This window comes from Helicobacter pylori (assembly GCF_003636935.1).
Taxonomy (GTDB): domain Bacteria; phylum Campylobacterota; class Campylobacteria; order Campylobacterales; family Helicobacteraceae; genus Helicobacter; species Helicobacter pylori_CH.
Genome location: NZ_MVVH01000003.1, coordinates 52501 through 71480, shown reverse-complemented (window position 1 = coordinate 71480; position 18980 = coordinate 52501). Strand labels below are relative to the sequence as shown.

Annotated in this window: 13 protein-coding genes and 1 other RNA gene; 7 read left to right on the top strand and 7 right to left on the bottom strand. The window is 40.0% G+C overall.

Going from position 1 to position 18980, the window contains the following annotated elements; genetic code table 11:
• Position 1: 1 nt before the first annotated feature.
• The 4 genes from def to EAL87_RS03065 are packed head-to-tail and all read left to right on the top strand — an operon-like array spanning position 2 to position 5476.
• Positions 2 to 526 (top strand): peptide deformylase, encoded by a 525-nt coding sequence (def, locus tag EAL87_RS03080; protein ID WP_120912940.1) that lies wholly within the window; start codon positions 2 to 4, stop codon positions 524 to 526.
• Between the two features lie 5 nt (positions 527 to 531).
• The gene (locus EAL87_RS03075) at positions 532 to 2052 is read left to right on the top strand and encodes a YifB family Mg chelatase-like AAA ATPase (RefSeq protein WP_120912939.1); all 1521 of its coding nucleotides are present in this window, start codon (positions 532 to 534) and stop codon (positions 2050 to 2052) included.
• Between the two features lie 24 nt (positions 2053 to 2076).
• Entirely contained in the window at positions 2077 to 4137 is a 2061-nt protein-coding gene (locus tag EAL87_RS03070) for a heavy metal translocating P-type ATPase (RefSeq protein WP_120912938.1), read from the top strand.
• Between the two features lie 40 nt (positions 4138 to 4177).
• Entirely contained in the window at positions 4178 to 5476 is a 1299-nt protein-coding gene (locus tag EAL87_RS03065) for a restriction endonuclease subunit S (protein ID WP_120912937.1), read from the top strand.
• A gap of 206 nt (positions 5477 to 5682) precedes the next feature.
• On the opposite strand, the gene hofF is transcribed toward EAL87_RS03065, so the two are convergent.
• The 3 genes from hofF to secA form a co-directional block, all read right to left on the bottom strand.
• Positions 5683 to 7182, bottom strand: a complete 1500-nt coding sequence (gene hofF / locus EAL87_RS03060) for an outer membrane beta-barrel protein HofF (RefSeq protein WP_120912936.1) — start codon at positions 7180 to 7182, stop codon at positions 5683 to 5685.
• A 281-nt stretch (positions 7183 to 7463) separates the two neighbouring features.
• Entirely contained in the window at positions 7464 to 8696 is a 1233-nt protein-coding gene (locus EAL87_RS03055; RefSeq protein WP_120912935.1) for an ABC transporter permease, read from the bottom strand.
• On the bottom strand, positions 8686 to 11283 hold the full coding sequence (gene secA / locus EAL87_RS03050) for a preprotein translocase subunit SecA (protein ID WP_120912934.1): 2598 nt from the start codon (positions 11281 to 11283) through the stop codon (positions 8686 to 8688). Before secA ends, EAL87_RS03055 begins: the two co-directional genes overlap by 11 nt.
• A 147-nt stretch (positions 11284 to 11430) precedes the next feature.
• On the opposite strand from secA, the gene lolA reads away from it, so the two are divergent.
• The 3 genes from lolA to EAL87_RS03035 all read left to right on the top strand — a co-directional run bounded on the left by lolA (position 11431) and on the right by EAL87_RS03035 (position 12995).
• Positions 11431 to 11985, top strand: coding sequence for a LolA-like outer membrane lipoprotein chaperone (lolA, locus tag EAL87_RS03045; RefSeq protein WP_120912933.1), 555 nt, complete (start codon positions 11431 to 11433; stop codon positions 11983 to 11985).
• A 54-nt stretch (positions 11986 to 12039) separates the two neighbouring features.
• Positions 12040 to 12425, top strand: a transfer-messenger RNA (tmRNA) gene (gene ssrA / locus EAL87_RS03040).
• Positions 12426 to 12467: 42 nt separating this feature from the next.
• Complete coding sequence (locus tag EAL87_RS03035) at positions 12468 to 12995, top strand: hypothetical protein (RefSeq protein WP_120912932.1); 528 nt, start codon at positions 12468 to 12470, stop codon at positions 12993 to 12995.
• Between the two features lie 6 nt (positions 12996 to 13001).
• Here the strand turns inward: EAL87_RS03035 and hofE are convergent, their stop codons facing one another.
• The 4 genes from hofE to acnB all read right to left on the bottom strand — a co-directional run bounded on the left by hofE (position 13002) and on the right by acnB (position 18928).
• Positions 13002 to 14369, bottom strand: a complete 1368-nt coding sequence (hofE, locus tag EAL87_RS03030) for an outer membrane beta-barrel protein HofE (RefSeq protein WP_120912931.1) — start codon at positions 14367 to 14369, stop codon at positions 13002 to 13004.
• A gap of 93 nt (positions 14370 to 14462) precedes the next feature.
• The gene (locus EAL87_RS03025; RefSeq protein WP_120912930.1) at positions 14463 to 15761 is read right to left on the bottom strand and encodes an IS701 family transposase; all 1299 of its coding nucleotides are present in this window, start codon (positions 15759 to 15761) and stop codon (positions 14463 to 14465) included.
• Between the two features lie 262 nt (positions 15762 to 16023).
• A complete protein-coding gene (locus EAL87_RS03015) occupies positions 16024 to 16290 on the bottom strand; it encodes a hypothetical protein (RefSeq protein WP_162972566.1) in 267 nt (88 codons plus the stop codon).
• A gap of 79 nt (positions 16291 to 16369) precedes the next feature.
• On the bottom strand, positions 16370 to 18928 hold the full coding sequence (acnB, locus tag EAL87_RS03010; RefSeq protein ID WP_162972564.1) for a bifunctional aconitate hydratase 2/2-methylisocitrate dehydratase: 2559 nt from the start codon (positions 18926 to 18928) through the stop codon (positions 16370 to 16372).
• Positions 18929 to 18980 lie beyond the last annotated feature (52 nt).

The following is an 18980-nucleotide window of genomic DNA, read 5'->3' as shown; positions in this document are numbered from 1 at the left end:
CATGGCGTTATTAGAAATTATCCATTACCCTTCTAAAATCTTAAGAACGATTTCTAAAGAGGTCGTTTCTTTTGATTCAAAACTCCACCAACAACTAGACGATATGCATGAGACTATGATCGCTAGTGAAGGGATAGGGTTAGCCGCTATTCAAGTGGGCTTGCCTTTAAGAATGCTCATTATCAATCTCCCGCAAGAAGACGGCGTGCAACACAAAGAAGATTGCCTAGAAATCATTAACCCTAAATGGATAGAAACTAAAGGGTCAATGATGTATAGAGAAGGGTGCTTGTCTGTGCCGGGATTTTACGAAGAGGTGGAGCGTTTTGAAAAGGTTAAGATAGAGTATCAAAACCGCTTCGCTGAAGTGAAAGTTTTAGAAGCGATCGAGCTTTTAGCCGTAGCCATTCAGCATGAGATCGATCACCTCAATGGCGTGTTATTCGTGGATAAATTATCCATTTTGAAGCGTAAGAAATTTGAAAAAGAACTCAAAGAGCTGCAAAAAAAACAAAAACGCGAGTAACCACCATGATCAACACGATATTTTGCGCGACCATGCAAAGGGGAGTGGCGGAAATCGTGGCTGTGGAAGCGACTTTCACAAGGGCTTTACCGGCGTTTGTGATTTCAGGCTTGGCTAATAGCTCTATCCAAGAAGCCAAGCAACGGGTCCAATCGGCTTTACAAAATAACGATTTCACTTTCCCGCCTTTAAAAATCACCATCAACCTTTCGCCTTCAGATTTGCCTAAATCTGGGAGCCATTTTGATTTGCCTATCGCTCTTTTAATCGCTTTACAAAAACAAGAGTTGGCTTTTAAAGAGTGGTTTGCTTTTGGGGAGTTAGGGCTTGATGGCAAGATCAAACCCAATTCTAACATTTTCCCCATGCTCTTAGACATTGCCATTAAGTGCCCCCATGCTAAAGTCATTGCGCCTAAGGCGAATGAGGAGCTTTTTTCGCTCATTCCTAATTTGCAATGCTTTTTTGTGGAGCACTTTAAAGAAGCGTTAGAAATCTTACAAAACCCTGAAACCAAAGCAGACACCCACACGAAAAAACTACCCTTTAAAACGATAGAATTGAACGATAAAGAGTATTATTTTTCAGACACCTATGCCTTAGATTTTAAAGAAGTTAAGGGGCAAGCTGTCGCTAAAGAAGCTGCTTTGATCGCTAGCGCTGGGTTTCATAATTTGATTTTAGAGGGAAGTCCAGGGTGTGGGAAAAGCATGATCATTAATCGCATGCGTTATATTTTGCCTCCCTTAAGCCTGAATGAAATCCTAGAAGCGACAAAATTACGCATTTTAAGCGAGCAAGACAGCACCTATTACCCTTTAAGGAGTTTTAGAAACCCTCACCAGAGCGCTTCAAAATCCAGTATTTTAGGCTCAAGCTCTTTAAAAGAGCCAAAACCTGGCGAAATCGCATTGGCGCATAACGGCATGCTTTTTTTTGATGAATTGCCCCATTTTAAAAAGGATATTTTGGAAGCTTTAAGAGAGCCTTTAGAAAACAATAAATTAGTGATCTCACGAGTGCATAGCAAGATTGAATACGAAACCTCTTTTTTATTCGTGGGGGCTCAAAACCCTTGCTTGTGCGGGAATTTACTCAGCACCACCAAAGCATGCCGTTGCCAAGACAGAGAGATCACGCAGTATAAAAACCGCTTGAGCGAGCCTTTTTTGGATAGGATTGATTTGTTCGTGCAAATGGAAGAGGGGAATTATAAAGACACGCCGTCGCATTCTTGGACTTCAAAAGAGATGCATGAATTGGTATTATTAGCTTTCAAACAACAAAAGTTAAGGGAACAGAGCGCTTTTAATGGTAAGCTTAATGAAGAGCAGATCGAACGATTTTGCCCTTTAAACGCTGAAGCGCAAAAGTTGTTGGAGCAGGCGGTTGAAAGGTTTAATCTGTCCATGCGCTCTGTTAATAAGGTCAAAAAAGTCGCTAGGACGATTGCGGATTTAAACGCTTGCGAGAATATAGAAAAATCTCACATGCTTAAAGCGTTGAGTTTTAGAAAGATTTCTTAAAAGGATTTTTATAAGGGAGAGAAAATGCAAGAATACCACATTCACAATTTGGATTGCCCTGATTGCGCGTCTAAATTAGAAAGGGATTTAAACAAACTAGACTATGTGAAAAAGGCTCAAATCAATTTCAGCACTAGTAAGCTGTTTTTGGATACGAGCGATTTTGAAAAAGTTAAGGCTTTTATCAAGCAGAATGAACCGCATTTGAGCCTGTCTTTTAAAGAGGCCACAGAAAAGCCCTTGAGTTTTACCCCACTCATCACTACGATCATTGTTTTTTTGGGCGCGATTTTAATCTTACACCTAGATCCTAGCCCTTTGATTGAAAAAGCGGTGTTTGTGGTGCTAGCCTTAGTGTATCTAGTGAGCGGTAAAGATGTGATTTTAGGGGCGTTTCGTGGGCTTAGAAAAGGGCAATTTTTTGATGAAAACGCTCTCATGCTCATTGCGACTATTGCGGCTTTTTGCGTGGGGGCTTATGAAGAGAGCGTGTCTATTATGGTGTTTTATTCAGCGGGCGAATTTTTGCAAAAACTCGCTATCGCTCGCTCTAAAAAATCCCTTAAGGCTTTAGTGGATGTCGCTCCTAATCTGGCTTATTTGAAAAAGGGCGATGATCTAGTGAGCGTTGCACCTGAAGATTTAAGAGTCAATGACATCGTGGTGGTGAAAGTTGGCGAAAAAGTGCCTGTGGATGGCGTGGTAGTTAAGGGCGAAAGTTTGCTAGATGAAAGGGCGTTGAGCGGGGAGTCCATGCCTGTTAATGTCAGCGAACGTTCTAAAGTGTTAGGGGGGAGCTTGAATCTAAAAGCGGTCCTTGAAATCCAAGTAGAGAAAATGTATAAAGATTCTTCTATCGCTAAAGTGGTGGATTTAGTCCAACAAGCCACGAATGAAAAGAGCGAAACAGAGAAATTTATCACTAAATTTTCACGCTACTACACCCCAAGCGTTTTATTCATTGCCTTAATGATCGCTGTATTACCGCCCTTGTTTTCTATGGGGAGCTTTGATGAGTGGATTTATAGGGGGCTTGTGGCTTTAATGGTGAGCTGTCCTTGTGCGTTAGTGATTTCTGTGCCTTTAGGGTATTTTGGGGGCGTGGGAGCGGCGAGTAGAAAGGGGATTTTAATGAAAGGCGTGCATGTTTTAGAGGTGCTTACCCAAGCTAAAAGCATCGCTTTTGATAAAACCGGCACTTTGACTAAAGGCGTTTTTAAAGTAACGGATATTGTGCCGCAAAACGGGCATTCTAAGGAAGAAGTTTTGCATTACGCTTCTTGTTCGCAGCTTTTATCCACGCACCCGATCGCTTTATCCATTCAAAAAGCATGCGAAGAAATGCTAAAGGACGATAAGCACCAGCATGACATTAAAAATTACGAAGAAGTGAGCGGGATGGGGGTTAAAGCGCAATGCCATACGGATCTAATCATCGCAGGGAATGAAAAAATGCTTGATCAATTCCATATCGCGCACAGCCCTTCCAAAGAAAACGGCACGATCGTGCATGTGGCTTTTAACCAAACTTATATCGGCTACATCGTCATTAGCGATGAGATTAAAGACGACGCCATAGAGTGCTTAAGGGATTTAAAAGCGCAAGGGATAGAAAATTTTTGCATTTTGAGCGGGGACAGAAAAAGCGCGACTGAAAGCATCGCTCAAGCTCTAGGCTGTGAATATCATGCGAGCTTGTTGCCTGAAGAAAAAACGAGCGTGTTTAAAACCTTTAAAGAACGCTATAAAGCCCCGGCGATTTTTGTAGGCGATGGCATCAATGACGCTCCAACTCTAGCGAGCGCTGACGTGGGGATTGGCATGGGGAAAGGCTCAGAGTTGAGCAAGCAAAGCGCAGACATTGTGATCACCAATGACTCCTTAAATTCGTTAGTCAAAGTTTTAGCGATCGCTAAAAAAACGAAAAGCATTATTTGGCAAAATATCTTGTTTGCTTTAGGGATTAAAGCCGTTTTTATCGTGCTAGGGCTTATGGGGGTAGCGAGCTTGTGGGAAGCGGTCTTTGGCGATGTGGGGGTTACGCTTTTAGCCTTAGCCAATTCCATGCGCGCGATGAGGGCTTAAAGCCTTGAATTTATCATTAGCCATTTAGAAGGGGGGCAAAATGAACCACATAGAGCGACTCCTCCACACTCTAGCGCCTAAGGGGGTGGAGTTTAGGAAGTTGGGGGAGATTGGGGAATTTTATGGTGGACTTGTTGGAAAAAGTAAAAAATCTTTCTCTCAAGGGAATAAATTTTATGTTCCTTATATCAATGTTTTTAATAATCCGCAATTAGATCTAAATGCTTTAGAAAGCGTTCAAATAGGGGATAAAGAAAAACAAAATACAATTCAATTAGGCGATGTGCTTTTTACTGGTTCATCTGAAAATTTAGAGGATTGTGCGATGTCTTGCGTAGTTACTCAAAAGATTGAGGAAGATATTTATCTTAATAGTTTTTGTTTTGGTTTTAGATTTTTTGATAAGAATTTATTTAATCCATCGTTTCTTAAACATTTTTTAAGAGACTACAATTTTAGGAAAAATATTTCAAAAGTTGCTAATGGTGTAACACGCTTCAATGTTTCAAAGCAATTACTTTCAAAAATAACCATCCCCATCCCACCCCTAGAGATCCAACAAGAGATCGTTAAGGTTTTGGACGCTTTCACAGAATTAAACACAGAATTAAACACAGAATTAAACACAGAATTAAAAGCACGCAAAAAGCAATATGAGTATTACCAAAACATGCTTTTAGACTTTGATGATATTAACCAAAATCGCAAAGACGCAAAAATTAGCGCAAAACCCTACCCCAAACGCTTGAAAACCTTACTCCATACTTTAGCGCCTAAGGGGGTGGGGTTTAGGAAGTTGGGGGAGGTGTGTGAAATAATTAGAGGTAAAAGGGTTACAAAAAAAGAAATACTAGATAAAGGAAAATATCCCGTTGTATCTGGTGGAATAGGATTTATGGGATATTTAAATGAATATAACAGAGAGGAAAATACAATCACTATAGCTCAATATGGAACAGCCGGATTTGTCAATTGGCAAAACCAAAAGTTTTGGGCGAATGATGTTTGTTTTTCTCTCATTCCAAACGAAACCCTAATCAATAGATACCTTTATTATGTATTAACAAACATGCAAAATTATTTATATTCTATTTCAAATAGAAGCGCTATACCTTATAGCATTTCTAGTAATAATATTATGCAAATAACCATCCCCATCCCACCCCTAGAGATCCAACAAGAGATCGTTAAGATTTTGGATCAATTTTCAGCCCTAACCACCGATTTATTAGCCGGTATCCCCGCTGAAATAGAAGCCCGAAAAAAGCAATACGAATATTACCGAGAAAAACTACTGACCTTCAAACCCCTAACCCCAAATAAAGAAGTTAAAAAATGATTTTTAAAATGACAAAAACAAAAAACCTCATTTTAAAAAGTTTTAGTATCACAAAGCCAAAAATACCTATAGCACAATAAAATAAAAAAGTTTAAAATTCTAATTTTAAAAACAAGCCCTAAAACAGGCGATAAAGCGTTTTTTTTAATGGCTGTTTCATGGCTAGGTGTTTTAACAACCCCTTAAAGGGTTTTATTAAAGGGGTTTTAAAGCTTCCACACTATCTCGGTAAAAATATGACTCCTGTCTTGATCAGTGGCAGGCTGGCTGTCTAATTTTGGCCCGTTCCACCCCATTTTATAGCCTTGATGCATCAACACATTATAATATTCAAATTTAATGTCGGCTGAGAAATTTTTAGTGAATTTATAGCCCAAGTTGAGCGATAGGACTTGTTCGTTCGCCCTAGGCCCATAAGTCAAACGCCCCAATAAGCCCCAAAGGAGTTTCCTATGCACCCCACCGCCAAAGGCAAACACGGTGAAAGCGTTCGCGTCCATCATGTAAGACAAAGAGTTAAGGGTGTTTGCATAAACGCTGTTCGTCCAAAAGTCAAAGCCCAAGCGGTTACCATGGTAGCCTATCATCCAGTTAGCGTTCCCAAAGGATTTATAAATCCCAAAACCAAAATTGTATTCATTCCATTCAAACTTTTGTTTGATCATCAAGCTGTGCGCGTTTTTGCCGGCTGGCATGCCAAACTGATAGGTGTCCCAAAAGCTTTTAGCGTAAAAAGGATTAAGCACGGTAACATCGGTTTGAGAGCGGAACCCCAAGCCAGTAAAAGTGGGGTTACTATCATAAGTGATCGTAAAGTTAGGGTCGTATTCGTTAAAGGGTGAAAAATAGACGAAAGGCTGAATGCTCCACCCCTTGTAATTCCAAATGATGTAAAAGGCATGCACCCCAGGGTTTATGGTTTGCCCGTTTTTAAGAGTGTAGGTTTTAGGCGAATAGAAATTATAAAGCCACTCGTTATAGGCAAAACCACGGCCAAAAGAGCTAAACCACCAGAATTTGAAATTCCCTAAATTTAAGGTCATATCCAAGCCTTGGTTGTAACCACTCATATAATCCGCTGGGGATTCGTATCTCCCGCCCCTAATTTCAAAAATATCTTTGTAGTTGTAGCGCAAGTAAGCGTTATAAATCACATAGTTTCTGGTGTGATCGGCATAAGTTTTTGCGCAAGTGGAAGCCGCTAAAGCTTCTTGATCGGATAACTGCGTCATTTCAGCCTGAGTCATCTTATCGTATTGGCCTTGGGTTAAATTCCCTGTGGCTAACCCGCAAGTTGCCCATGGTTTTTGCCCTACAAGACCGCCCCAATAGCCCACATAGTTCCAAGCCATAGACCCATAGGGTTTCCCTGTAACTTCGTTAATAAAATCCTTAGTGCTATCATAAATTACAGCACCCCCCCAACCCCCAAGGCTCCCGTCTAAATGATGCCCGTTAGCCGTAGCGCTTTTGGGCAAAAGCTCCGTAAAATCCACTTGCATGTAAGCCATAATCGTCATAAAGGTTTCGGTAGGGTAAAGCCCTTTATTAGTGTTGATAGGTTTGTTGTTGAAACCGACTTTAGAGAAACTTTCAGCACCCGCTTTAATTTTAGCGATTTTACCCAAATCAAGAGCTTCACTTTGAGAAGAGAATAAAAAAAGAAGCGTTGCGATATTTTTAGCAGATGCAACTTTATAGTTCATGTGTTTAACCTTTAGTATAAACCAAAAATTCTAAATAGAGTAAGTCAACACCGTTCAAAGAAAATTTTTTCTTACAGATCTTAAACATCTAATCAGTCTGTTCATCTTCCGTCCTTTTTGCTACGAAGTCCGACTTACAAAGTTAATTCTTAACTAAGTCGTGCGTTAATACTAGCATAATATTATGGTTTTTTTTAATTTTAAGAATAAAATTTTTCTTTGTTAGTCAAATACAGACACTCAAAGCCTTATTTCATCTCAATATTATTTAATTTTTTAATTTATTCATTCCTTAACACGCTTAAAGCGTCAATAGCAGAAGCTTTTTTAGACGGGTAATAAGAAGAAAGGGCTACGATAATCACAGAACCTATGAGAGTGAGCATAAAATCCATTAAAGACAAATCTAAAGGCAAAGTGTTAATGCCATAGACATCCGCCGGGAGTGAAATGATAGGGAACACGCTTAAAAGATACATGCTTATAAACGCTAAAACTACTCCAAGCACCACACCACCTAAACCAATGATATTGCCCAGATAAAAAAAGGTTTTTTGGATTTCTTTTTGACTGCTCCCCATGCTAAAGAGTAGGGCGATTTCTTTACGCCTGTTCATCACCACCATTAAAAGCGAGCTAATGATATTCAAAGACGCCATTAAAATAATGAGCATGAGCACAATGAATAACGCTCTTTTTTCCAATTCCATAGCCGAGAAAAAATTCCCGTTTTGCTGCCACCACCCTTCAATGCCTATGCCATGGTGGTTGATGGTTTTTAAAGCGTTGCGTAAAATTTCAATATCTTTCATGGGCGTTTTAGAATAGACATGCACCCCATCATAAAGCCCTAAAGGTAACCTCCTGATCGCGCTTATGGCTTGAAGGCTGGTATACATGTAGCTCATGTCGTAAGATTTTAGCCCTGAATCAAAATCACCTTTTATGGTAAAACGCTTCATGATAGGGGAGAGAGTTAGGCCTGTTGGCTCTAATTCGGTGAAAAACAAATCGGCTTTTTGGTTGAGATCTAAATTCAAGCTGTATCTCAAGCTTTTCCCCACGATCAAATTAAAAGGGTTTTTAAAAAGATCGTTTGTATTGGTGTTTTTTAAAGCGTCGTTTAAAACTTCATTGATGCGTTTTTCTTTAGAAAAATCAACCCCAAACACCACGCCGCCATTCATGGAATGCGCGCTTTTGATTAGGCTTTGGGTTTGCAAATAGGGGCTAAAAAGCAGATTAGGGAACTTTTTTTCCAAAGCTTGAACCACTTCTTTGCTGATCCCATAAGGGCTTGTGGTATAGAGCGTTAAGGGGTAGTTCATCACAAAAAGCTTTTTTTCAAATTCCTTACTCATGCCGTTCATGATCGCCATAGCCACAATCAAAACCATCACGCCAACCGCCACGCCAAAAAAGGCTAACAAAGCGGTGATGCTAATAAAAGGCTGGCTTTTATCAAAACGCAAATAACGCTTGATGAGGAAAAAGATTAAGGATCTATTTGGCAAATAAGCCCTTTTTAGGCCCGCTTTTAGCGCAACAATCTTTATATTTTTTCCCGCTCCCACAAGGGCAAGGCTCGTTTCTTTTAGGGGTTTTAGAAAAAGCTTTCATGGACATATTCAAATCTTCATCTAAAGTTTCTTCATGGCGGTAAGTTACGCTCTCATGCTCTCTTTCTTCGCTAAAGTTATCCAAATAACGCTCCGCATCGCTAGAATCTTGCTCGTTTTCAAACTGGATCTTAGAAAAGGTTTTGATCGCTTCCATTTTGATGTCTTCAATGAGTTCTAAGAAAAGGTTATAACTCTCTTTTTTGTATTCTACAAGGGGGTCTTTTTGGTTATAGCCTCTTAAATTAATACCGGTTTTGAGATTATCCATCGTGTAAAGGTGCTCTCGCCATGCGTTATCTAAAATCTGCAAATACACGATGCGCTCGATCCGGCTTCTTTGTTCGCTATCCAAAACTTTCATTTTGTTTTCATAATCGTTTTTTAATTTTTCAGCTACAAATTCTTCAATAGGAGAGGCTTTTTTTAAATCTTCTAATGCAACATGAGCGTTAAAATCTTCTTTTAAGACGTTTTTAAGCCCTAAAAGTTCCTCTTCAGACAGGTTTTGATGGTCAAAGGCTTTGAGTTTAGAAAAGATTTGATTGAGCGCGTACTCTCTGTTTTCAGCGATTTTAGCGCCAATATCATAATTAACATCTAACAACTCATCTCTAAATTTATACACGCTTTTTCGTTGCTCATTAGCCACATCATCGTATTCTAACAAATGCTTACGGCTTTCAAAATGCAAATTCTCCACTTTTTTTTGTGCGTTTTCCACCGCTCTTGTTACGAGCTTGGATTCAATGTGTTCGCCGTCTTTAAGCCCTAATTTTTCCATCACCCCCTTAATCCTATCGCTCCCAAAAATGCGTAACAGATTGTCTTCTAAACTCAAATAAAATTGGCTTGTTCCTGGATCGCCTTGGCGTCCGCTCCGCCCCCTTAATTGGTTGTCAATCCTGCGGCTCTCATGCCTTTCAGTGCCAATGATATATAACCCCCCAAGCTCTTTAATTTCATCAGTGAGCTTAATATCAACGCCCCTCCCTGCCATGTTAGTCGCAATCGTAACCGCCCCTTTAAGCCCGGCGTCTTTGATGATTTCAGCTTCTTTGGTGTGCTGCTTGGCGTTTAAAACGGTGTGAGGGATGCGTTCTTTTTTGAGTAAAGCGTGCAAGGTTTCACTCTTTTCAATGCTGGCCGTGCCGACTAAAACGGGCTGTCCCTTATCGTGCAATTCTTTAATTTTAAGGATCACCGCGTCAAATTTTTCTTTTTCACTCTTATAGATCAAATCGTTCAAATCTTTTCGCTTGATCGCTAGATTAGTAGGGATAGACACCACTTCTAAATTATAGATTTCTAAAAATTCTGTGGCTTCGGTTTGAGCCGTGCCTGTCATGCCTGAAAGTTTAGAAAACATCCTGAAATAATTTTGGAAAGTAATATCGGCTAAGGTTTGACTCTCTTCTTTAATGCTCACGCCCTCTTTAGCCTCTAAAGCCTGGTGTAAGCCCTCACTAAAGCGCCTCCCCTCAGACAAGCGGCCGGTAAATTCATCTACAATCACCACTTCATTATTGGCTACAATATAATCTTTATCAATAAAAAAGAGATAATTCGCTTTTAAGGCTTGATCCAAATGGTGCGACAGGGCGGCGTTTTCAATCTTGTATAAATTATCCACGCCAAAGAGGTTTTCGGCTTTTTTAATCCCCTCTTCAGTGATCAAAATCGCGCGGTTTTTTTCGTCTATGGTGAAATCGGTTTCCACTTGCATGCTTTTAGCGACTTCATCAGCCTTGTTGTAATTTTCCATGCGCCTATCCACAGGCCCTGAAATGATTAAAGGGGTTCTCGCTTCATCAATTAAAATGGAATCCACCTCATCAACAATAGCGAACGCATGCGATTTTTGCACCTTATGCTCTAAAGAATATTTCATGTTATCCCTTAGATAATCAAAGCCAAATTCATTATTAGTGCCATAAACAATGTCTTTAGAATAAATTTCTAAGCGTTCATCATCATCTCGCACGCTCGCGGTGATCGTGCCTACGCTATAACCTAAGAATTGATACAACGGCTCCATTTCTTTAGAGTCCCTATGGGCTAGGTAATCATTGACCGTTACCACATACACGCTCTCGCCCTTTAAAGCGTTCAAAGCCACCGCTAAAGTAGCGACTAAAGTCTTACCCTCCCCAGTTTTCATTTCAGCGATTTTGCCATCGTTTAAGACCATGCCCCCAATGAGTTGCACATCAAAATGGCGCATCTTTAAGATCCTTTTGCTCGCTTCTCTAGTGATAGCAAAGCTTTCTGGTAAAACTTCTAAAAGGGTTTTTTCTTGCAAATCTTTTTCTGTGGATCGCACTCGTTTTTTTAATTCTTCAAAAGCGTTTTGCAGCTCAACATCGCTCATTTTTTCATAAGCAGGCTCTAAGGCGTTGATCGTTAGGACTTGTTTTTTGTATTGTTTGATCCAACGATCGTTTCTGGTGCCAATGATTTTTCCAATGATTGCTTTTATCATAGTAGTAATAACCTTATTAAGAGTGCTTCAATCTCATTTATTTTATTAAAGCGTCAGTTTTTAATCCCATTTTAGCATGGATAAAATAAAAGTCTTGTAAAATAAAGGGTTTTATTAAAGATGAGAGATTGTTTTAAGGTTTGAACAATGAAAGCTTTTTTAAAGATTGTAATGGTTTTAATTTTTATGAGCGTTGCTCATGCTAAAAATCCTCCAACGCTTTCTAAAGAAGAAGAGGTTTTGCAGCATTTGCAAAGTTTTAGCGCGCATTTCAAGCAGGTTTTAAAAAATGAAAAGCCCTTAGTTTATTACGGGGTTTTAAAGGTTAAAGCCCCTAATTGGGCTTTATGGGTTTATGAAAAGCCTTTAAAAAAAGAAATTTACATGAACGATAAAGAAGTGGTAATTTATGAGCCTAATTTGTTTCAAGCGACCATCACGCCCTTAAAAGACAAGACGGATTTTTTCACCATTCTCAAGCGCTTAAAAAAGCAAGATGACGGCTCGTTTCAAACGACTATCAACAAAACCACTTATCGTTTGGTTTTTAAAGACGGCAAGCCTTTTTCACTGGAATTTAAAGATGGAATGAACAATCTTGTAACGATCACTTTTTCTCAAGCAGAAATTAACCCCACCATTGCTGATGAAATCTTTGTCTTTAAGCCTAAAGATGAAAACATTGATATTGTGCGCCAATGATTTAGCCGCTCATTAATAAAAGTTAGTTACAATAACCAAGCTTTTGAAAACCATGGGGCTGACTTGGATTTCGACAGATTTCTTGTCGCGCAGATAGCATGCCAAGTGCTACTTGTAAAACAGCAACAAAAATAACTGTAAACAACACAGATTACGCTCCAGCTTACGCTAAAGCTGCGTGAGTTAATCTCCTTTTGGAGCTGGACTGATTAGAATTTCTAGCGTTTTAATCACTCCATAACCTTAAGCTAGACGCTTTTAAAAGGTGGTTCGCCTTTTAAACTAAGAAACAAGAACTCTTGAAACTACCTCAAGGTTTTAGAAAGTTGGACCAGAGCTAGTTTTAAGGCTAAAAAGCTAACCAATTTTCTAAGCATTGTAGAAGTTTGTGTTTAGGACAAGATTTTTGGACTGGGGTTCGATTCCCCACAGCTCCACCATATTAAAAAGTATCATTTTTATAGCGTATTTAAGGAAGGTAAATGCAGAAGTTTTTCTCTCGTTTTAGAAGGTGGGCGTTGCCCTTTTATTTTGTGAGCGCTTTAGCAGCGATTGATATTGATGAAGTGACAGAAGCTCAAGCTAACAGCGTGAAATTAAGCGATCAATTAGTGAGCCTGAGCGATAAGCTTTTAGAAAAAGCGGTGGATAGGGGGCGCAATACCGATCACTTAAAAGATCTTAACGATTTGCATGAAAAAATCAAACATTTGCGCTTGATTTTAGAGCCTAAGCCTAAGGACAAAGAAAATAATCCTAACTTAAAAGATCATCAAGGTTCTGAAACGATTGAAATCGGCGAAGCGATTAAAAAGGCTTTAGGCAATCCGGTTGATCCCCAAGATGCGCTAGATGCCGCTTTGCAAATTGACAAACAGCTAGATTCCTTCAAGCAAGACAATTTGATTGATGTTAAGCCTTTAAAAGATGTTTTAGCCCAGTTAGAAGCCGAATTGAGAAAATCCATTAATTTCCAAAAACAATGGCTCAACTCCACCAAGCCTAATTGATAGGGTTTAAAAAAAGAATTTCAAACTCACCATGAGATTGCTTCTGTCTTGTGTGTTCGCCTTAAAGGCTTTATCAAAAGGGCTAGTGAGATCATTAACCTTATAGCCGTTGTGCATGCTCACCGCATAGTATGCTAAATTCACATCAACGCTAGCAAAAGAACCCCATTTATAACCCAAGTTCAAGTTAATGGACCTTTCGCTCGCCCTGGTGGCATAAGTGTATCTGCCTAAGATCCCCCATAAAAACCCTCTATACACGCCTCCACCAAAGACATATCCGCTAACAGAGTCTGCGGTAACAGCGTTACTAAAAACCAAACCATAAATGCTGTTACTTCTTATATCAAAAGGGATCGGGTTACCATACCAGCCAATCCTTGCGTTAGCGTTGCCAAAATTTTGGTAATAACCAAAGCCAAAGTTAAACTCGTTGTAGTCAAAGCGTTGGTGGATTAAAAGCGATGCCCCCCATTCGCCAATCTTAGAGTTACGCCAATACACATCGTATAAATCTTTAGCATAAACGGGGAAAATCACATTGATAAGGGTTTGAGATCGCAACCCTAAACCTATAAATTTCGGGTTGCTATCAATATGGATTTTAATCCCGGGCGCTTCGTAAGTTTTAGGTGAAAAATAAAAAAAGGGCGTGGCTTTAACATGTTTGCTAGAAAAATAGAGTTGCACCGCATGGATGCCATCATTAATATCTTTTCTGTCGTCTTCAGTTACAATAGGAGAATACCAATCTCGTATCCATTGCCCCGCAGCTAAAGCCCTCCCAAAAGAGCTGAACCATTTTAACGACACCTTAGGTTTGATTTTGTATTCTAATTCAAAACCCTCTGTATAACCGCTCATAAAATCCATGTTAGAAAGGTAACGCCCCAGTTTGATGTGGAATTTATCGCCATAAGAATAAAACAAATAGGAATTATACAGCACATAATTACGAGTGTGAGCGTCAGATTCTATGCGGGAGTCTTTCCAAGGAGCGTCGCCTAAATACCCCCACCAACGCCCTATGAAGAAAAAAAGTTCTGAGCCATAGACTTGATGAGTCGCTTGGTCTATGAGCGTTTTGGTAGAATCGTAAGCGAGCGCTCCTAAAATCCCGCCAACGCCTATTTTTAAGCTGTGTTTTTCAATGTTTTTAGGGAGCAGATTGGAATCCACTTGAAGCTTGATCGTGGCGGTTACAAAAGTGGCTGTGGGGAAAATCCCTTCTTTGGAATTGAGTTTGGAATGGTTAAACCCCACTTTAGAAAAAGATTCCGCTACCCCGCTAAACTTATAATCAAAAGCCAATAAAGGGCTTTGATTGTAAAGAATGGAAACAAACAATAGAGATAATTTTTGAAATTTTAACACAGAATAACCTTTGTTTAATTTTCGCTCGTATCATATTCCAATTTTATTAAAAAACCGATTAAAAATGAAAGTATTCAAATAATTATCTAAATATTATTCTTTTTTTGTTCCGCTTTCATTTTTTATCGGCTCAAAAGAATACCCTAAAGCCTGATAGATTTGATTGTGGTAACGGACTTGATTGTCTTCTAAACTTTCTTGAAAAGACTTTTTAAAATGCGGATCTAGCGTGTTTAAAAACACCTCTAGCCCTATTGCACTAGAATAATTCACCCAGTCATGCCTTAAATCGCTCTCCAATAAGGAGGCGTATTCTATAAGCGTTTCATCGCTATTTTGCAAGGCATTGACAATGAATAAATCTTTTCTGTCTTTAGGCTGGGTGAGTAAGAGCAAGGAAGGGTTGAAATTGATTTGCGTGGAAAGGATTTTAAAGGGCTTATATTCTAAAAGCCCTATTTGAGAAAGGATCAGGCCGCTTTTAGTGGTGGGGGTGTTTAAAATCAAAATAGAATTTTTAAAAAACGCATCGTTTTTTCTAAAATTTTTAGAAAAGCTCGTGGCTTGCTTGTAAGAGATATTTTCTTGGTGTTTGACTTCAATGTTTAAAGACTCCGTGATTTGCCTCAAGCGTTCGCCTATCAAGCCATCATCATCGTATTCAATCACGGGCGAATTAGGGCTAATGAAAGCCGTGAGCATGCTTAATTGTTCTTTATAATCAATCCCACCAAAATACAAACGCTCGTTTAAAGAACGCTCGGTATTATCGGTATGATTTTCTAATTGCGTTTTATTCACCGTAGGCACATAAGTAGGGGTGCTAATCGTCGTGTTTTGGAGCAAATTCTCCACGCCCTCTTTAGTCAATAAGGCTATCACAAAAGGGAATTTTTCTTTTTCAATTTCTTTATAGGTTTGTTCTAATTTTTCAGGACTCTCTTCGTCGCTGTCAAAGACTTGGATATTAAAATCGTTGTTTCTGGTGTTCAAATACGCTAAAAGGGTGTTCATCACCGAAATGGCATAACGGCCCACCACCTTTTTAGGCAGTAAAATCGCTAATTCAATCTTAGGCTCATAGCTTTCTTTAGCTGGAGTTTGAGAAGCGATGAATGCAGGGTTGAGTTTGTTTAAGATGTCCTTGTAATAAGTTTTTAGACTCTCATCATGGTTATTGTCATCGTATTGAGACACAAAAGAAAAAATTTGATTTTGCAGCATCAAGTCTTTCAAGCACTCCAAAGAGCAAGGCTCTGTCTTAATGATTTGCTGGTGCGCTGGGGGCAAAGGGGAAAACAGATAGCTTTTAGCGTTCAAGCTTATCGCGCAAAAAGTGGAAACAATCAGCGCAAGGCGTTTGAAAAATCTTTTTCTTAAGGCGTATGGCATTTTTTAATATCTTTAAAATGAATTTCCTAAAATTTTATTATTATAGGATAATTAACCCTAACAAGGGGACTGATTTTACCCCTACAAAACTTGAGAGGATTTTTCTAAAGCATGCGAGAATAAACACGCTTGGACGCTCAAACTCTGTAAAATCCCCATTACAAAGACACAAAGCGAAAACCAAACCCCCACCAACTTTAATTTTCAACCATTAAAGGATTGCATCATTGAATGGTGCATGCTTTCATGCTTTGATGATCCCCTAGCGCCAATTATAGATATAAGGCCTTAAGCTAATGCAATAATCTCTAGTGCTTAATATATCCTTACGCATGTCCCCTAATTGCCCAGATAAGACTTCTTGCACTCTTCTTAAATTGTTGATCTCAGTGTTTTGCGTGCTGATGATTTTTTTCAAGTCCCTTATCTCTTTAATCAAATCCGCATTGCTGATCGCTTTATTGGCTTGCACTGGATCCGCGTTTAAAAAAGCCAACGCTACACACCAACTCACAACGATTTTTTTCATCGCCACTCTCCTTTTTATCCTCTCTCAACACTCAGTCATAGCTCAATAAAAGGGATCACCCCTTTTAATGGAAATAAAACTAGAGCCTAAAATTCTCCATTAAGTTAAAGTTCATGTAGCGATAGATCTTGTCTTTTTGGCTTTCTAGCTTTTCGCTCACTAAATTCATGTATTCTTCTTTAGTGGGGATTCTCCCTAGTAAAGCGCACGCCGCCCCAAGCTCCGCGCTGCCTAAATACACTTTAGCCCCTCTGCCCATACGATTATCAAAATTGCGCGTGGAAGTGGAAAAGACAACCGCATTATCCCTAACTCTCGCTTGATTGCCCATGCACAAGCTACAGCCTGGGACTTCAGTCCTTGCCCCGGCAGCCCCAAAAATCGCATAATAGCCCTCATTAATCAGCTCTTGTTCGTCCATTTTACTGGGTGGCACTACCCAAAGGCGTGCTTGACTGGGAGGAGCGTTTTTAACGATTTCGCCAAAGGCTCTAAAATGCCCGATATTCGTCATGCAAGATCCAATAAACACTTCATCAATAGCGTGCGGTCTTTTGCCGGTCGTATCCGCTAAAACTTCGCTCAAAGTAGCGACATCATCAGGGTCATTAGGGCATGCCAAAATAGGCTCAGTGATTTCTGCCACATCAATTTCAATGATAGCGGCGTATTGAGCGTTACTATCTGGCTCTAAGAGAACCGGATTATCCACCCAAGCTTGCATCGCATCTCTGCGTTTTTTCAAAGTCTCTTTGTCTTCATAACCGCTTGCAATCATCTCATCAATCAGCTTGATATTGGATTTCAAGTATTCAATCATCGGCTCTTTATTCAAACGCACCACGCAAGCAGCCGCACTCCTTTCAGCACTTGCATCGCTTAATTCAAAAGCCTGCTCCATTTTAATATCAGGCAAGCCTTCAATCTCTAAAATACGCCCGTTAAAGACATTGATTTTACCCTTTTTCTCCACCGTGAGTAGTCCTTTTTTAATCGCATAATAAGGGATCGCATTCACTAAATCCCTTAAGGTGATCCCAGGATTCATTTCCCCTTTAAAACGCACCAACACGGATTCTGGCATGTTCAATGGCATCGTGCCTGTAACGGCTGCAAAAGCGACTAACCCGCTCCCTGCCGGGAAACTAATGCCTAAAGGGAAACGAGTGTGGCTATCCCCCCCTGTGCCTAAAGTGTCAGGCAATCCCATGCGGTTCAGCCATGTATGGATCACGCCATCGCCCGGGTGCAACGCCACGCCCCCTCTTTGGGTGATAAAGCTAGGCAAGGTCGCATGCAAACTCACATCGCTAGGTTTTGGGTAAGCGGCGGTATGGCAAAAACTCTGCAACACAAAAGGCGCATCAAATTTCAAACTCGCTAATTCTTTAACCTCATCTCTGGTCATCGCCCCTGTGGTGTCTTGACTGCCCACGGTGGTAACCTTTGGCTCACAATAAGTCCCAGGCAAGATCCCTTTTACCCCACAAGCATGGCCTACAATTTTTTGGGCTAAAGTGTAGCCTTTAGCGTCGCTTTTAGGAGCGGCTGGCTTTTTAAACGCTTCAGATTCGCCTAGCCCTAAGAATTTACGCGCTTTATTCGTCAAACCCCTACCAATGATTAAAGGGATACGCCCAGAAGCCCTAACTTCATCTAATAAAGTTTCAGGCTCTAGTTTAAAGGTGCTAACCACCTTATCATTGAGCGTGATTTCACCTTTATAAGGGTAAATTTTAATGGTGTCGCCCTCTTTTAAATCCTTAACATCGGCCACAATGGGTAACGCCCCACTATCTTCACAAGTCGCAAAGAAAATCGGAGCGATCACCCCCCCAATCACAATGCCCCCACTCCTTTTATTAGGCACAAAAGGAATGTCCTTACCAAAATGCCACATGATAGAGTTTGTCGCGCTTTTTCTAGAGCTTCCTGTGCCTACCACATCGCCCACATACGCTACAGGAACGCCTTTAGTTTTAATAGCTTCAATGCGTTGTTCGTAATTTTCAATCCGGTTTTTTAGCATGGCTTTGGCATGCAAAGGAATATCGCTTCGTGTGAAAGCATCGCTCGCTGGGCTTAAATCATCGGTATTGGTTTCGCCATCAATTTTAAGCACGCACGCTTCAATGCATTCATTCAAAGGCTCTTTATTCAAAAACCATTCTGCATTCGCCCAAGACTCTAGCACTTCTTTAGCCAAAGCGTTAGTTTTACTCATTGCAGCGATTTTATCAAACGATCCATAGACTAAAAGAGTGGTTTTTAAAGCTTTCGCGCTCTCTTTAGCGATGTTTTTGTCTTGACTCTCTAAGCCCACAATCAAAGGCTCTACATTATAGCCTCCAAGCATCGTGCCTAAAAGAGTGGTCGCTTCTAAAGCGCTAATGTGCGTGCATTCTAGTTTTTTTTGGGACAATTTGGCTAAAAATTCTGCTTTGACTTTCGCCCCCTCATCAACCCCAGGACTTACTCTATGAATGAGTAATTCTTTAGCAAAAGCGGCGTTTGTGGGATCTTTCATCAAAATCTCAACAACCGCTTCCACTTGTTTAGCGCTTAAGGGGAGTGGCGGGATACCCTCACTTTCTCTTTCTGAAACGCTTTTTTTGTAATCTTCTAAAAAATCTTTCATCATTTCTCCTTTTTAAATAGTATTACTCACTAATGCATTACAAACTACTCCA

Bases quoted from the DNA above. Each gene is read 5' to 3' on its own strand.
- EAL87_RS03015 (WP_162972566.1), bottom strand. From the start codon at position 16,290: ATGAAAAAAATCGTTGTGAGTTGGTGTGTAGCGTTGGCTTTTTTAAAC.
- def (WP_120912940.1), top strand. From the start codon at position 2: ATGGCGTTATTAGAAATTATCCATTACCCTTCTAAAATCTTAAGAACG.
- hofF (WP_120912936.1), bottom strand. From the start codon at position 7,182: ATGAACTATAAAGTTGCATCTGCTAAAAATATCGCAACGCTTCTTTTT.
- EAL87_RS03070 (WP_120912938.1), top strand. From the start codon at position 2,077: ATGCAAGAATACCACATTCACAATTTGGATTGCCCTGATTGCGCGTCT.
- EAL87_RS03025 (WP_120912930.1), bottom strand. From the start codon at position 15,761: ATGCCATACGCCTTAAGAAAAAGATTTTTCAAACGCCTTGCGCTGATT.
- EAL87_RS03035 (WP_120912932.1), top strand. From the start codon at position 12,468: ATGCAGAAGTTTTTCTCTCGTTTTAGAAGGTGGGCGTTGCCCTTTTAT.
- EAL87_RS03075 (WP_120912939.1), top strand. From the start codon at position 532: ATGATCAACACGATATTTTGCGCGACCATGCAAAGGGGAGTGGCGGAA.
- acnB (WP_162972564.1), bottom strand. From the start codon at position 18,928: ATGAAAGATTTTTTAGAAGATTACAAAAAAAGCGTTTCAGAAAGAGAA.
- EAL87_RS03065 (WP_120912937.1), top strand. From the start codon at position 4,178: ATGAACCACATAGAGCGACTCCTCCACACTCTAGCGCCTAAGGGGGTG.
- secA (WP_120912934.1), bottom strand. From the start codon at position 11,283: ATGATAAAAGCAATCATTGGAAAAATCATTGGCACCAGAAACGATCGT.
- lolA (WP_120912933.1), top strand. From the start codon at position 11,431: ATGAAAGCTTTTTTAAAGATTGTAATGGTTTTAATTTTTATGAGCGTT.